Source organism: Bradyrhizobium sp. GW821-FHT13H06, assembly GCF_058803975.1.
Genome location: NZ_JBXAPN010000016.1, coordinates 15589 through 31567, shown reverse-complemented (window position 1 = coordinate 31567; position 15979 = coordinate 15589). Strand labels below are relative to the sequence as shown.

Sequence of the window (15979 nt, the reverse complement as noted above, 5' to 3'; positions counted from 1 at the left end):
TAGTAAAACAATAAGCCATCGCAAAATTCAACCATCCCGCGCGAACGGCGTAACACTCTCGTATGATTCCACCCGACCGCATTGCGTGCGAGTGTACCCCGTGCTCCACTTATCCATAGCTCAGTTGAAAGCAAAAGTGCCAAGAGAGCTTGAGATCGCAGTCATCGATGATGATGAGTCATTCCGGACGGCGCTGGTGGAGTCGCTTTCCTCGCTCGGATTTGGAGCGAGTGGATACGCTTCCGCGGCGGAATACATCAGCGCGGTTGCAAAGACCTCATTCGATTGCGTTGTCACGGATATTCATATGCCCGGAATGAGTGGGCTGGAGCTGATGAAATGGCTCAAGGCGCGGGGATCAACAATTCCGGTCGTTCTGGTTACGGCGCACACCGAAGAAAACTTGGAGGGCAGAGCGGCGTCTGCCGGAGCAGTATCCTTACTGCGAAAGCCGTTTGAAATTGATGATCTGATCGAATGCATAGGGCGTAGGCGGCAGAATTAGCGGCGGGCATTTAGTCGGCAATGCACCGCCATGACGTCGGAGCCAATAGGCCAAGCTACGGGACCGTTTTGGAAGCGTTTTCCAGCGATACCGGTGAAATTGCGGATTGCACGACAGCCGCCCAGTTTGGGCGCCCGCGAGCGCGAAGCCTAGGACTGGCCTGCCGATGCTTGGACGACCAACGAAATTCCGTGCCCAACCCCTTTCAATAGCCTTGCCATAGCCACGTTGAGGACAACTCAGAGCGTTTCCAGATCCGCATCGTTTCGATGATGAAAGCTGCTTGATCTCGTCGATCCGGTACTGGATGGACAAATCATACCCCGCGCTTCGAACAGGAACTCGCGAGGTCGTCAGTCTCACTCATGCTCAAGTTCGAAGGGCCTGACTTTGGTTCATCCGCGAGTTGAACCAAGTTCACTGGTAGTGGTGGGTGCTATATGGGACGAGAGCGGTGCCCAAAATACGAGCGTCCGGACTGCGGAAGAACGGCCCTGCTCCCAACCGTGTGACTGTTTGATTGCATATTGGGTCGTTCTCACTTCAGAAAAGAGGAAAGAAGATCATCGGATAAGAGAGAAGAAAAATGTCCAATGTAAATGGAAAGAAGGTAGCCATTGTTACGGGTGGTTCGCGCGGCATCGGTGCTGCAATCGTCGAACGGCTCGTCAGTGATGGCTTTGGGGTTATCATCAATTATTCAGGCAAAGCGGCCGAGGCGGAAGAGCTGGCCAGAAAGATCTCTCAGGCAGGCGGTCGGGCTATTTCTGCGCAGGCGGACGTTAGTAACGCGAGCGCTGTGGCGAGCATGTTCGACACCGCGGAAGCTGTATTCGGCGGCGTCGACGTGCTGGTGAACAGCGCCGGGGTGATGCGCCTAGCGACGATTTGTGAAGCCGATGATAATGTCTTCGACAGCCAGATAGCCATTAATCTGAAGGGCACCTTCAACACCCTACGCGAGGCGGCACGCCGGCTGCGGGAGGGCGGCCGCATCGTCAACCTATCCTCGAGCCAAACTGGTCTCTTGCATCCAACTTACGGCATTTATGCCGCCACTAAGGCGGCTGTAGAGACGATGACGCAAGTCCTGTCCAAAGAGTTGCGTGGCCGCAACATTACCGTCAACGCCGTAGCACCCGGACCGACTGCAACGAAACTGTTTCTCGACGGCAAGCCTAAGGACTTGATCAATCACCTCGCGAGCCTCGCGCCCCTGGAGCGGCTCGGCGAGCCTAGAGATGTGGCGGCTACGGTGGCGTTTCTCGTCGGGCCAGATGGAGGCTGGATTAACGGTCAGGTGCTCCGAGCCAACGGCGGGATCATCTAATGATTCGACCGGGCGTCAGCAGATAGCTCGAGAGAGATATCCCATGAGTAAGATTGTTCTAATCACCGGCGCGTCCGGGTCGTCTCATGGTCGAAGCGTTGGCCAAAGCCGGGCACGTCCTCTACGGCTCCATGCTTTGGACCTCGCCCCGCAACGCGCCCGTGGCGGCGCAAATGACGGTATTCTCTCGCGAGAACCATGCAGAACTGCGTCCACTCAAAGCAGGGCCTGCTAGTCTGGATTTCCTCCTCCAGCTTGGCCAGCGGCACCCCGCCTTATCTTGCATTTTGCGGCAAAGGCGGGAATGAGCTCGATAGCCGTGCAGTATGCCCGGGAGCTGTCGCGTTGGGGTGTCGAGACCTCGATCATCGTGCCAGGCGCCTTCACCTCGGGCACCAATCACCTTGCTCATTCGGGGCGGCCATCGCTGCGCGTTCAAGCTCCGGTGCTGCCCGACCCAGGCTCACGAAGGGTGGCCGGCTCGGTCTACGAGGGCGCTCGCGGCATGGCGCGCCAGATCGCAAGATCGGGGGAGGGCGCACTTCTCGTCGGCTTCGCAAGAAGATCGAGATGCTGTTCGCGCACCTCAAACGCATTCTCCAGCTCAATTGCGTGCGAAAGGGGCCGAACGGCGCGCCCGACGAGTTCACCCCCGCAGCCACCGCCCAGAACCGCTGCAAAATGGCCAAAGCTGATCCCAATGCCAACCCCGAGGCTCGCATAAGAAGCCGGTGAGCCGTCGGCCGCATCGGCGCTCGCACCATTACAACGAAATACTCCGACGTTTTCAACGGAATCTGAACCAGAGCAGACATCCGCCCCGCCTAGGTAGAATGACAAGCTTCCATGTCTTTCTTGTCAGTTGGCTCAAGTCGCGGCCGGACATTATCGAGCATTTGCAGAGAGTGTCATTGGCTTGGCAAGCCAGCCCAAGCGGCTGGGAGCTGGGTGCAACATCGCTGAGCCGCTTAGTGATCTGAGCACGCAGGTCATGACCATGGCGCGTACCACCTACTTCAAGGGCTTATCGCTTCTTGCGCTTCGCCTTCCTCGACCAACTAGCTACGTCCTACGTTGTTTTCCGTTGCCCGGTGCGTTCCAGTACCTTCACAGTCCAGCGCTCGTGCAGAGTTCTCATCTGGCGCCTGCAATCGTTTCATTTCCGTAGTTAACATCGCTTCGCTATCAATGATGAACGATCTGGAGAGAGCCATCCATTACGTCGATCAGATATGTCAGGCGGACCAATTGTTGCGTTTGCGGTGAACCCGATCATCTAGGATAAGTCATGTCTTGCAAGTGGATCGCAGTGGCTTTGACGATACTCTTGACGACCAGATTGGAGGCCGCGGGGCAGACTGCGCAGACCAGCAAAGAGCCTTGGCCCATTCGGAACGGTCATAATATCCAGCCGACCGCGCGAGAGCTCAGAGCCTTAGGTCGAGAGGATGTCACGCCCGAGGAGGCGAGTGAAATCGATCGATTGTACGATCAACTCTTGGGAAACGACAAAAAGGCTTCGAAGGCCAAGCGGCCTTCTGGACGAAATAGAAACGATCGGCGTTCTGACCTTCTACTGCAGCGTGGGTAGGACATATTCTGTCGATTAAGGCATGGCGAGATGAATTGCGTTCACGCGGCCTCTCAAGACGCTCGCAGGAATTGTCTACCTCCAGATCAAACAAACGGCGGTCGCTATGAAAATGGAAAGCAAGTTTTCTTTCGACGATACCGTCACCACCCTGACCGCCAGCCTGACGGCGTACGGCTTCACGATTTTTTGCGTGATTGACCATCAAGCGGCCGCGCGGTCAGTGGGATTGGAGATGCCGCCCGCGACCGTTGTTGTTTATGGTAATCCGGAGGGAGGGACGCCAGTCATGATCGCGGCCCCTGATTTCGCCTTGGAGCTCCCCCTGCGAGCCTTGATTCGAGAGGAAAATGGCAGAGCGTACGTCACGCTGAATTCGTCAGCCTCGTTAGAAGGCAAGCATGGCTTACCACCTGGCATGGCAGCTAGGTTCGCTCCAGCGGAAAGGCTTATCGCTTACACAATATCAGCAATAGCCGAGGCCAGATAGCTGGTAGAGCGAGATATTCGTTTTTTATGGCAAGAGCTTTCAGGAGTGTCGTGGACACGTCCTGTATCGCATGACTGTCTGTTGCGACGAGTGGCCTGGATAGAAGGAATGCCATCGTGAATGAACGATCACCTGCACAGCTAACTGCAACGCCTATTGCTGCTTTTATCAGCCTGCTCGCATCAATGGCAGCCGATGCAGGACCCGCGACCCAAGACGAGGTCAGGCAGGAGGACTACTTTCATACGGGCGCCGGCTCTCGATATCTCAAGCGAGCCGAGCCAGATCTCTTGGTAGAGCCTTTACGCGGAGGACTCACCGTTTTGATGGGGCCCGGCGGAGACATCACAGTCTTGCCTGGCAACGAAGGAAGGTTCTTTGGTTGATGTTGGGATCAGAAAATCGAAGTGTATTGGAGACTGCACCCCACACTATCGGCTCGTCGCGGTTGAGATACGTTGTTAACACCCATTGGTATTGGGACCACGACGGACGCGAGTGGATGTATGCCGCTCGTGCGACCATCGTGGCACGAAGGAACACGAGCACGCGGTGTTGCGCACACCATGACTTTGTGGTCGGCGACATGAGCGATGAGCCGCTCGCGCCTGTAGGTCCTCCGTCCATACACTGTCATCGGCGCCAGGTTTATTTCCGGGCGGCGAACGCTATTTTCAATTCAGGCAAGCGCAATGCATGCAAAACATCTCTGACGCATATGGCCAACTCTTTGCGCCGGTTGCGTTAGGAAAGGAGATCCAGTCATGGCAATCAGCCGGCTTACCATTCCATCGATCGCCGTATTCATTTCGGCTCTTGCTTTTGGATATGCCGCCCCCGCAGCCGCCGCCGCGTTGGTAAAAGGAGACTATTTCCATACTGGGGCTGGCGCGCATTATCTTGAGCGAGCCAAGGGCGACATCGTCACTGTGCCTGTTCGCGGCAACATCAATGTCCTTATGGGATCCGGCGCGAATATCGTGGTTCTCTCCGGAAGCGAGGGCAAGTTCCTCGTCGATTCAGGCATCAAGCCTTCAAAAGAAAAGTTGCAGGAGGCTCTCAATAACCTCAGCCCGTCACCGTTGAAATACGTCGTAAACACTCATTGGCACTGGGATCATACCGACGGAAACGAGTGGATGCATGCAGCCGGCGCCTCGATCATTGCGCAGATAAATACGCTGAAGCATCTTGCCGAGACCACTCACGTCGATGATTGGAATTGGACGTTTGATCCCGTTCCAGCCGGCGCGCGCCCGACGATCCTCGTGGACAATGAGAAAGAGTTCACCTTTGCGGGTGACACTATAAAGGTGGAGCATTTCGGCGCCGGCCATACCGACGGCGATGTGGTGGTGTATTTCGAAAAGGCCGATGTGATGGCCCTCGGCGACGCGTTCTGGAACGGAAACTATCCGTTCATCGACAACGAAGACGGCGGCAGCGTCAATTCGGCCATCGCCTTTGCCAATAAGATTATCGACCACACCACGGATAAAACAATCCTGGTTCCGGGTCATGGGCAGGTCGGCAACCGCGCTCAATTGATTGAATTTCGCGATATGCTGGTCGCGGTGCGCGATAAGGTCGCTGCACTGAAGTCGCAGGGAAAATCCCTCGATGAAGTCATAGCGGCGAAGCCGACCGCCGCCTTCGACGCGAAGTGGGGAAGATTCGTAATCGGTCCGGAATTCTTCACAAAGCTTGTGTACGAAGGACTTCCGGCACGTTCGCAGAAAGACCCATCGTGAACGTCGTGCAATCTACGTTCGAGGGCGATCTGTCCACACGTGCCAGTCGGTCGCCAACGCTTTCGAAAAGCATAGCGTCGACGTTGCGCGGTGGCCGACCGGCATGAGTTCGGCCGATATTTCGCTGCTGGCACCACGAGACGTTCCGCAAGGTGATGGCGGTCGAAAGCCGCATCATTCCCGACCCGGTTGAGATCAGCGACAGCTGAACTTCATTTGGACGAAGGCAACGAGAGGACCATCATGATCGACAGACGCACCCTCATGCACTCCGGAATGATGCTTGCGGCGTCCGGTGCCGCTATATCTTTTTCATCAAAGTTGGCTTTGGCTGAGACTGTGACGTTGCCGTTCGGCAATGGCGAGCGGCCGCTGATCAAATACCCTCAGAAGCGTCCGCTGATCGGCCTGACCAGCCGGCCGCCGCAGTTAGAGACGCCGTTCTCTGTGTTCAATGAAGGTGTGATCACACCGAACGATGCGTTCTTCGTGCGCTACCATCTCGCCGATATTCCGCTGGAGATCGATCCGGATACTTTCTCCGTCGAGATCAAAGGGAAGGTGGACAAGCCGCTGAAGTTGTCGCTGGCCGAGATCAAAAAGATGCCGGCCATTGAGCTCGTGGCAGTCAATCAATGCTCCGGCAATAGCCGTGGATTTTTTGATCCGCGCGTCGGTGGTGGTCAACTCGCCAACGGCGCCATGGGCAATGCACGCTGGAAGGGCGTTTCTCTAAAGGCAGTCCTCGACCAAGCCGGCATGCAGGCTGGTGCTAAGCAAGTCGTATTCGGTGCGCTCGATGGTCCGGTCAGCGACAGGACGCCGGATTTTGCCAAGGCACTCGACGTCGATCATGCGAGAGACGGCGATGTGATACTGGCCTATGCCATGAACGGAGAGGACCTTCCGGTCCTTAACGGATATCCGCTGCGCCTGATCGTGCCCGGCTACTATGGCACCTACTGGGTCAAGCATCTCAACGAAATCACTGTCATCGACACGGTGTTCAATAACTTCTGGATGAAGAGTGCCTATCGAATTCCGGACAATGACTGCAACTGCGTCGAGCCGGGAACGGCGCCAAAGGCGACCATTCCAATCAATAAATTCACCGTGCGCTCCTTTCTGACCAGTCTCGTTGACGGCGCCAAGGTGAAGGCTGGTGCTGAGACGCCGTTAAGAGGCATTGCATTCGATGGCGGAAGCGGCATCAAAGAGGTCGCGGTCTCGACCGATGGCGGACAGATCTGGACGCCGTCACGCCTCGGCGAGAATCTCGGCCGGTACTCATTCCGCGAATGGACGTTGATGGTCAAATTGCCGGCCGGCGCGCATGAGTTGAAGGTCCGCGCGACCAGCAATGACGGACAAACGCAGCCCTTGCAGCCATTGTGGAATCCCGCTGGCTACCTGCGCAACGTCGTCGAAACCTATCGTATTGTGGCAGCTTGAGGAGAGTGGTCATGAAGCTCGTGGTTATGACTGGCCTCCTGGGTGCGATGGCCTTGGCAGGAATTGCTTACGGTCCGATGTTGGCGAAGGCCAAGCCTGTCTCCTACAACCTTCCCGAGGAGACAGCTGCTTTCAAGCCAGGGCCAAACCTGGAAGTCGTCCAGAACAACTGCACCGCATGTCATTCAGCCGACTACATCAAGACTCAGCCACAGGGCCCCAAATTCAAGAAGGATTTCTGGCACGCCGAGGTCATGAAGATGATCAAGGTGTACGGCGCACCGATCGACGAAGCGGACGTCGACAAGATCGTCGAGTATCTTTCGCAGACGTATTAAAGCGACCAGCCCGCTGTATCGATCAGTCGGACAACGGTGAACGACCACTGCGTTGCCCGTTCGAGCCCGTATCGAGATGGCAGCAACGAAGTCGTGTTCGTGCAATTTCCTCAAAAAAAGTCTTGAGGAGATGGACCACATCTACCAAGTTCATGAGGAGGGCTCCCTCAACGTGGAGGTAAAAATACTACCGAAGGATATCGGTCAGCTACACGTAGCCCCATCACGTTGGTGGCCTCGGAATTCAGTCTTGGTCCTAACACGAGAGGCAGTTGTATGAGCTGGACTCCTACACTAACCGATCGCGAAGGCCCGGTTTATTTGCGCATTGTGGCAGCCTTGGCCGCGGACATCGAGAGCGGAAGGCTAGTGCGCGGACAACAGCTCCCCACGCATCGGGAGCTGGCGAAGACGCTCGGCATCGATCTCACCACGGTGACGCGCGCCTACACGGAAGCTCGGCACCGCGGGCTGACGCAGACCCGCGCCGGGCAAGGCACGTTCGTCGTCGAGTGTCTATCGTTCCCGAGGCGCAGCTCGTACCAGGCGCCGGACATCGACCTTTCGATGATTCTTCCGCCTCAACCGCTGGACAGCGACCTGGAAGGGCGGCTCACGCGCGGACTCGCAGCGATCCAGCGCGAGGTTGGGTTCTCCGCGCTTCTCACTTACCGGGACCCTCGAACATGCCAGGCCGAGTGCAACATTGCTGCGGAGTGGCTCCGTTCGCGCATTGCGGACGCGCGTGGTGATCGCCTCGTGATCTGCCCCGGAACTCAGAACGCAATTTTCATTCTGCTTGAAACGGTGACGTCGCCAGGTGATGTGGTTCTCACCGAAGCGCTGACCTATCCCGGGATAAGGGCCGCGGCCGGATATGCGGGTGTTCGCCTGGTCGGGGTCCCGATCGATGAGGACGGCGTCGTTCCGGCCGCGCTCGAAGAGGCGTGTCGGCGACATGCCCCCAAGGCGGTGTATTTGGTTCCGACGATCCACAACCCGACGACCGCGACAATGCCGCTTCCGCGGCGCCAGGAGGTGGCCGAGGTATTGCGGAGAAATGACGTACTGCTGCTGGAAGACGATGCCTACGGCGCACTCGAGCCGGAGGCGGTGCCGCTTGCGTCACTGATTCCGGAGCGGACATACTTCATGGCGAGCCTTTCAAAGTGTATCGCTCCCGGCTTCCGTGTATCATTTGTTCTGACCCCCGACCACGCGTCCAAAGAGCTTCTGGCGGCCGCGCTGCGAGCGAGCGTTCAGATGCCGATGCCCCTCACCGTCGCGCTCGTCACGCGGTGGCTGCAGGACGGCAGCGCCAATGCGATCATTGATGCCGTCCGCGCCGAAGCGGCAGCAAGACAGAAGCTGGCCGCCAGCGCGCTCGCGCGACACTCCTATCGCGCACATCCCAACGGTCATCACATCTGGATCCCGTTGCTCGGTGATTGGACCAGCACCGAATTCGCGTCGCATGTTCAGGGTCAAGGTCTTGCGGTCGTTACCTCCGAACCATTCGCCGTCGATAGAGTTCCGCGGCACGCTGTTCGCATATCGCTCGGCGCCGCCACCAGTCGATCCGATCTCATCAGAGCGTTGAATCTCGTCGCCGCCGCATTGAATCATCAATTGACGAGTCAGTCTGACTCAACCCAGTCTAACCAACTGCGTCGTCGCTAATACGAGCCGCTCAGTACTCTATCCCGCAACTGAAGTACCCGACGGCGGTTCTGATCTATCGAGCCCGCGAGACTGCGTTGGCCCACGCTGAATGCAGCTTCTTTTATCGCCTGCAGGTCCTCGGTCCATACACTGCATCGTAGCGAGCTTTATTTGCGGTAGGCGGAAGGCTACTTCTATCCGTGCAAACGCAATTTGACAGTTCGATGCGCGGATGACGATTGAATGAGTCCTTACGCGCACAACTTTCTGGCTCGCCGAGTGAGTGCTCGCATGTCTTTTGCCAAAGATCGCGGTTCAAGTCTTTTTAAATCTGACGAGCCGATTGTGTGGCCCGAACGGAACCGGACGGCGCGAGTCGCATTTGGTCTCAGATCATTCTGGCTATTGGCTTCAGTGTCTGTAGCGTTGCTGTCTGGCTGCTCTGACAAAGCTCAGAGCTTCCTGGCACCAGGCGCACCCGTCTTGGAACGAGAGTATCATCATTTGTGGTCGATCACGCTGGCCACGCTAATCGTCCTGGCGTTGTGCCTGATGTTGTTCTCGGGGTCGCTAGTTACCCTTATGAACCCGCGAATTATCTGGCTACTTTTCAACCTACATAAGCGGATAATGTCGGTAGCCAACGCCGCCAGCCTTGAGGTCCTCTTTCCCGGAGCCGAACCATTGTAAGTCGATGTCCCGATCTCATGCGACAAGACTGCACGAACCCAACCATCACCATGAGGAGAAAGAAGATGATAATTTCACTGTCAGCCCTAGTCCTGGCTTCGCAACTGATCGTCACGGTTGCGGATCATGTTCCAAACTTCAACATTGAACGGGGGTGCAAAATCGAAAGCACCTCCGCAGTCGACCCGAATGCAGGTTTGAACGCAACGGTAAAGAAATGTGTGGACGACGAGCAAAGCGCAAAGGACCAACTTCAAACGCAATGGGCGCAATATGCACCGTCCGAAAAGAAAATATGCATGGCATTAACAACGGACGTCGCTTCTATCCCGCCAAGCTACGCCGAACTGGAGACGTGCCTTCATGGCCAACAGCTAGTCCGACCGAAGGATAGCAGGTAAGGCGCGTTGGCTCTTCACTCCAAGAACGCGATAGAGCACCACCTCGCGGACAAGCAACGCCGCGGCTTCCCGTGGCAGCTTGCTATCGACAAGGCCGGCGTCGGTATCGAGGCTCGCTCCGTGTCAATTGCTCGGAAAGTTCATACGCGGGCGAGGCAATTCATTCGTCTGATCTTCCCCGAGCAGATCATGTCCGCGCATGCCGGCACGGCTGCAGTCTGCCGCGCGACGGGTTTCCGCGGCGGGCTCGCCGTCGCCCCACCGGACATGGGTCGAACGAAAGCAAAGATAAGAAAAATGAAGCACGAAAGGTCGATAACTCCCACGGCACCAGCGAAGAGCGAGGTCCAAAATCTCGATCCAAAGCGGTGGTGGGCGCTCGCGTGTCTACTAGTGGGTTCATTTCTGGCGCTGCTCGACTTCTTCATCGTCATTGTCGCAATGCCGTCGATCACGTCGGGTCTGCAAGCGACGGCGGCGGACGCGCAGCTCATCATTTCAAGTTACTCCGTGGTCTATGCGGTCTTTCTCATCACCGGTGGACGGCTTGGGGATATTTATGGGCGCAAGTCCATCTTCCTGATCAGCCTTGCCGGCTTCGCCTTGGCTTCCGCATTCTGCGGCCTCGCTTGGTCGCCATCCTCGCTCATCATGGCGCGCCTGTTGCAGGCGATGGCCGCCGCCGCCATGGCCCCGCAATCGCTGGCGTCGGTGCATGCCCTGTTTCCGCCGCGCGAGCGCGGACGCGCGCTCAGCATTTATGGCATCACCCTCGGCCTCTCCTCGGCCGTGGGCCAACTTGTGGGCGGCGCCCTCGTTGCCGCCGATATCGGCGGATTGAGCTGGCGGTTGATCTTCCTGATCAATGTGCCGATCGTGGTTGTCGCATTCATCGCCACGCTCCGCGTGCTGCGGGACACGCGTAGCGAACGCCGTCCGCGCCTCGACTGGGGCGGCGTCGTTTTGTCCTGCGCAGCACTTACGGCTTTCGTGCTGCCGCTGGTCGAAGGGCGCGAGCGCGGCTGGCCGGTGTGGTCGATCGTCATGTTGCTGACCACGCCGATCTTCGTCGAGTGGTTCCGACGCTACGAAATCCGGCTGGCTGGGGCCGGTGGCGATCCGCTCATCGCTCTTGAAATCTTTCAACAGCCTGGCCTGATGCGCGGCCTGGGCGCCATCATGACGCTCTACGCCATTTCCACGTTCTTTCTGATCTATTCGATTTATCTCCAGGCTGCGATTGGCTTTACCGCCCTGCAGGCCGGGCTCGGAGTCATTCCGTTTTCCATCGGCTTCGTGACCGGATCGACCTTCAGTCCACTGTTCGGCCGCTGGTTAGGAAGGGCAGCGACGTCGCTCGGCTTTTCTCTTTCGGCGACCGGCGCTATCGCGATCGCGTTGATTGCTTCCCATTTCGCCGCTGGTGTCGCTCCGCCGTGGACGTTGCTGGGTCCAGCGGTGGCGGTCGTCGGGCTCGGCATGGGCATGTCCATGCCGACGATGATGCGGGCGATTGTCGAGCGCGTGGAGCCGCGCCACGCAGGTCTTGTCGGCGGCATTGTCAATTCTACGTTGCAGGTCAGTGCCGCGGTCGGCATCGCGGTGCTCGGCGGCCTGTTCTATTCCGTCATTGGCGCGCATGCCGTTCCGGCAACCGTGACGCGAGCCTTTTCAGTCACCCTTGTCGGGATTGCCATCTGCCATGTCGGCGGTGCTTTACTCGCCGCCGGTTTGGGGCAGCGCAAGCCGCGCTCCCCAACGGGCACGGTATTTTAGGAGTCGTATCGCGCTTAAGTGAGGACCAGCCAAATCATAGCCATGACGGCTGCCGTACCGCCAATACCGAATACCCGATCGAATAGCCCACAGGACCTTAGGCCCCGAGATTTTGCAGCGCCAAAACAATGCGGACGTTTACCGAAGTCGGCTGATGATCGATACTGTTGAAAAAGTCGAAAATAGTACTAGCGCAAAATGTCGCTGAGATCAGCTCAGGGCGAATTCCGGCAAGAACAGCTTTCACGGCAAAGCTAGGAAGATCGAAGAGCGATTCAGCGCAGATTGACGTGGCGCCCCGTGTCTAACGGCGTCGACCGCACCGGTAGCCCTTAGAAAATAGGCATGCGCGACAGATCGGACTTTTTCAACAGAATCGCTCCTGAGCAGAACAACGCAAGAGCCGTCGCTATGTCGGCTGTCTGCGGCAGAGCGTGCGCCATGTGCTCGCTGAGCTGACTGCTGCTGTTGACCCTGGCTGTGTGAAGAGCCACGAGTCAGCTACGATTCCCCCGTTTCCTGATGGGGGATACTGTCCAGCCGATCAACTATCCGACGCGCGGCACCGAGCGGCTGCGCATTACCGCGACGCCCTACCACGATGACGCCTGGTTCGCGCCGGTCGCTTTAGCGAGCTCGCAAACGATTTGAGCGCGATCGTCCTGTGCACATGACTGCACGACGATGGGCCGGCCTTCGTATTCCTGACGGTGGAAACTCCTAGGCCAACTCAACCGGTGAGAGATAGCGCGCCGCGGACCCAACTATCGCGCCCGGCGCTCTTACTCGGCTCAGCCTCAAGAGCTGTCCTTGAGACCTTGAACTTGCCGTGTTGCTTGCAATCAAACCCTTCGGCATCACCGGTTCTTGGAAGCTCTCCGATTTCGTTTCCGCAAATCGGACATGTCGCCATTTGGAATCCTCTCCATGCGGGGCCGCTCATGGCACTGCAAAACCAAGCGAGATTTAGCGTGCGAGAAGCGTGCCGCTATAGGCGCATTCCCGCGCACGTTTCTGCATTTGTACTCACTGCGCCTACCCCGATGGTTTTCCAAAGAGCCTAAAAATCAAAGGGGGAAGCTGGTGCTGCCAGACAGGATTGAACTGTCGACCTCTCCATTACCAATGGAGTGCTTTACACGTACGGCGCATCGAATACTGGAATGGCGCTGGCGGCTAACCACCGATTGACCACCGAAACGCCGTGAACAAACGGCTTTAAGGTGGTCAATCAGGAATGATCTTGATTGTTTTTGCTGGATTTTTCGATTGCTACTTACGTTCGGGACGCAGGGGTCGCAGGCCGGAAAAAGCGCCGGCTCGTGATTTACAACTCAGCTGTAACCCATTGATCCATATAGCTCTGCTGTGACCTTCTTTTACATCTAAGTACCTGTAGTTATTTAGAAAACATCAGACTCTTAATCAGCGGGTCCCAGGTTCGAGCCCTGGTGCGCCCACCATATAATCCCTAGCAATGACTTAGAAATTCCCCTCGGCACGCGGCCCCGGATTATTTCGGGCCCGAGGCAAATAACCCAGATTGCCCCGACGCCGCTGCTGCTGGGCCGCGGCATCGTGGCTATCACCTTGAGTAGTGGTGAGCCTAGTTCTTGGTGTGCGGCAGGTGGATGACGTCCGGCGGCTGAGGTCCTAGATCGCCATCATCGCTCAGGCCCTCGGCACGCATCCTGAGGTCGGCCGCCTTGGCAACGAGCTTTGCTGAGAGTTGTGGGTCTGATGTGGCCTTCGCGAACGCCAACAGCGTCGCTGCCTGCGTCGTCAGGAACTGCTTACTCACTGCCACGTCGAGAACTCCCCGTGGCCCCGCCTCACTATGCTTGAGCAGGCCTAGGGTTCCAGGAACCTGCAACAATTCGCCCTCGGCCCAAAAAAATCCCCCTCTGTCGAGCAAGCTTGTTGCGGTACCTCAACAGCACCTGCTGCTGATCTTGCGAAGAGTGACTTCACGACGGCCATATGAAGAGGCAGGACCATGAGAAAATTCAACCCGACTTCGTCCCATCCCGAACGCGCCGTTCAGGCGTGGCAGATCCTGGTGGGCAAAGCGAAGAACAGACAGACCGTCACCTATCAGGACCTCTCTGTCCTGATGTACGGCCACGAGGCGGCCGGGGTACTGAACGACATCCTTGGTCACATCGCCTACTATTGCAACGACAACGCGCTCCCGCCTCTTACGGCAATAGTGGTGGGGAAGGGCCGGGGGACGCCGGGTGAGAACATCCCGATCGATCAGTCGACGCTCGATAGGCAGAGGGAGGATGTCTATGACGCGAAGAGAGTGGACTGGTACGACGTCTATCCCCCGTCCGCGGAGGAGTTGGCCGAGGCCTTCTCTCGTCATCGCGACCAGGCACGAAGGGCCGTGTGAGCCGCAATCACCTTAGCGCCGTACTAGCGAGAAGCGCTGACGGGCCGCGCAGCTTGCTAGTTCACGCCCAACATGTCGAGGACCGAAGTGCTTCGCATCGATAGGAGCCAGAAGTTACTCGTCCGGCTCAAGTCCGAGAGCTCCGTAGGCCTCGGGCTGCTGGAGCGCGAGGACCTTCAGCGGATGATCCTGCAGAGTTCAGAGGCCTTCTTTGAGGAGATGGGCGAGAACCTGAAGATCATCGGCGAGGAGGTGCGTCCCACAGACTTCGTCGCCGATCGAATTGACCTGCTCGCCATCGATTCCGACGGAGCTGCGGTCGTAATCGAGCTGAAGCGCGCCAGTCACAAGCTTCAGCTCCTCCAGGCCCTGTCCTACGCCGGGATGATCTCGAAGTGGTCTGCGGACAATTTCATCGAGGAGCTAGAGCGACACAAGACGCGTGACGCGGCAACGACCGAGCTGGAGGACTTCCTCGAGCAGGGCGAGCTGGAGAGCATCAATCGTTCGCAGCGAGTCATCCTGCTCGCGGAGGAGTTTGACTTCGAGGTTCTGGCCGCCGCCGAGTGGCTCTACGAGGGCTACGACGTCGACATTCGCTGCTACCGTCTCGCGATGGCAGTCGACAATGAGCAGGTGTTCTTGACGTGCGCGCGACTCTACCCGCCGCCTGAGCTGACGGCCCAGGCCAGGCGTCGCGGCGTGCGCGCTGCCTCGGGGGCGCAATTTCCTGATTGGGCCACTGCGCTCGAAAAGATCGAGAATCCCGTCGTGCTCCAGTACTTCAAGGCAGAGGCAGAGCGCGGTCGCGAGAAGGCGCCGCGAAAGGCCGTGCTTCGCTTCCGCGCCTCTGATCGGATTCGCTTCAGAATGGCTGCTAAGAGGACCTTCGCCTACGTCAGTCAGAGGGGGCGCTTCCAGGCAGACCAGGAGTTCTGGGCCGCTCGACTGAGCGACAAGGAGCAGATCAGGCCCGTGGCTGCGGGGAAGAGATTGCGGTTTCGCCTTCATACCGAGGAAGACTTCCGGGCGTTCAACAAGGCGTGGGACGAGCAGCTGCAGACCGTACCATTCGCGATTGCCGTCGAGGGCGAGGGGCCCAGTGCCGACGACGAGGCGGACGAAGATAGCTGAGCGTGAGGAGGTCCTGCGATGTCTAAGAAGTCGGCCGACGTGACCTCGGCGGGGGTACCCTGGTCAGAGGTCCCCGAGTTTGCCCGGCCCAGCGAATCGGCCTCTCCCGACGGTCGACGAAGTACCTGTGCCTCCCGAGTTCGAGGACCTGCCGTGTCCCCATCCGGATCGCCCGCGCGGGACGAAGCCGATGATCGATGCTCACGCCTCTAAGGCTCGACTGGCGAACTGCCGCCCTGGGGCCTGGCTCGTCAGCCCCTACACGGGCTGGGAGTGGCCGAATGGCGAAGTGGCCCGGCTCCCTTCTTCAATTTGCTTGCCAGAATCGCTCAGAATCCGTGCCTTATAGGGGTTGGAGGCCTGATCTGGTCCGCAATCGGGCGCCCCAAGACTAGATAGTTTTTATCGCTAGACAACCGCGCATCTTCCTGCATCTTGCGATTGAACAACGTCGTTGGGGTTTG

The 15979-nt window shown here is 58.0% G+C and carries 12 protein-coding genes and 2 pseudogenes; 13 read left to right on the top strand and 1 reads right to left on the bottom strand.

Going from position 1 to position 15979, the window contains the following annotated elements; all coding sequences use genetic code 11:
* Positions 1-100 precede the first annotated feature (100 nt).
* The 11 genes and pseudogenes from AC1RQP_RS37825 (at position 101) to AC1RQP_RS37775 (ending at position 12637) form a co-directional block, all read left to right on the top strand.
* Positions 101-505: a response regulator transcription factor gene (locus tag AC1RQP_RS37825; protein ID WP_492942621.1), complete on the top strand. Its 405-nt coding sequence runs from the start codon at positions 101-103 to the stop codon at positions 503-505.
* 586 nt (positions 506-1091) lie between these two features.
* The gene (locus AC1RQP_RS37820) at positions 1092-1835 is read left to right on the top strand and encodes an SDR family oxidoreductase (RefSeq protein ID WP_492942620.1); all 744 of its coding nucleotides are present in this window, start codon (positions 1092-1094) and stop codon (positions 1833-1835) included.
* 222 nt (positions 1836-2057) lie between these two features.
* Positions 2058-2260 (top strand): annotated as a pseudogene (locus AC1RQP_RS37815) (oxidoreductase); the annotation flags it as partial.
* A 3-nt stretch (positions 2261-2263) separates the two neighbouring features.
* Positions 2264-2570, top strand: a pseudogene (locus AC1RQP_RS37810) (IS5/IS1182 family transposase); the annotation flags it as partial.
* 962 nt (positions 2571-3532) lie between these two features.
* Positions 3533-3916: a DUF302 domain-containing protein gene (locus AC1RQP_RS37805; protein WP_492942618.1), complete on the top strand. Its 384-nt coding sequence runs from the start codon at positions 3533-3535 to the stop codon at positions 3914-3916.
* 764 nt (positions 3917-4680) lie between these two features.
* Positions 4681-5667, top strand: a complete 987-nt coding sequence (locus tag AC1RQP_RS37800) for an MBL fold metallo-hydrolase (protein ID WP_492942616.1) — start codon at positions 4681-4683, stop codon at positions 5665-5667.
* A gap of 243 nt (positions 5668-5910) precedes the next feature.
* Positions 5911-7119: a SorA family sulfite dehydrogenase catalytic subunit gene (sorA, locus tag AC1RQP_RS37795; protein WP_492942614.1), complete on the top strand. Its 1209-nt coding sequence runs from the start codon at positions 5911-5913 to the stop codon at positions 7117-7119.
* Positions 7120-7166: 47 nt separating this feature from the next.
* Positions 7167-7457 (top strand): SorB family sulfite dehydrogenase c-type cytochrome subunit, encoded by a 291-nt coding sequence (sorB, locus tag AC1RQP_RS37790; RefSeq protein WP_244623339.1) that lies wholly within the window; start codon positions 7167-7169, stop codon positions 7455-7457.
* 276 nt (positions 7458-7733) lie between these two features.
* Positions 7734-9137, top strand: a complete 1404-nt coding sequence (locus AC1RQP_RS37785) for an aminotransferase-like domain-containing protein (protein WP_492942612.1) — start codon at positions 7734-7736, stop codon at positions 9135-9137.
* 1079 nt (positions 9138-10216) lie between these two features.
* A complete protein-coding gene (locus tag AC1RQP_RS37780; protein WP_492942610.1) occupies positions 10217-11986 on the top strand; it encodes an MFS transporter in 1770 nt (589 codons plus the stop codon).
* Positions 11987-12508: 522 nt separating this feature from the next.
* Entirely contained in the window at positions 12509-12637 is a 129-nt protein-coding gene (locus tag AC1RQP_RS37775; RefSeq protein ID WP_492942744.1) for a hypothetical protein, read from the top strand.
* Between the two features lie 955 nt (positions 12638-13592).
* On the opposite strand, the gene AC1RQP_RS37770 is transcribed toward AC1RQP_RS37775, so the two are convergent.
* Positions 13593-13793, bottom strand: a complete 201-nt coding sequence (locus AC1RQP_RS37770; RefSeq protein WP_492942608.1) for a hypothetical protein — start codon at positions 13791-13793, stop codon at positions 13593-13595.
* Positions 13794-13982: 189 nt separating this feature from the next.
* Between AC1RQP_RS37770 and AC1RQP_RS37765 the strand changes: the two genes are divergently transcribed.
* Together AC1RQP_RS37765 and AC1RQP_RS37760 are read left to right on the top strand one after the other, a co-directional pair.
* Complete coding sequence (locus AC1RQP_RS37765; RefSeq protein WP_492942606.1) at positions 13983-14381, top strand: hypothetical protein; 399 nt, start codon at positions 13983-13985, stop codon at positions 14379-14381.
* An 87-nt stretch (positions 14382-14468) separates the two neighbouring features.
* Entirely contained in the window at positions 14469-15515 is a 1047-nt protein-coding gene (locus AC1RQP_RS37760) for a hypothetical protein (RefSeq protein ID WP_492942604.1), read from the top strand.
* The last annotated feature ends 464 nt before the right edge of the window (positions 15516-15979 follow it).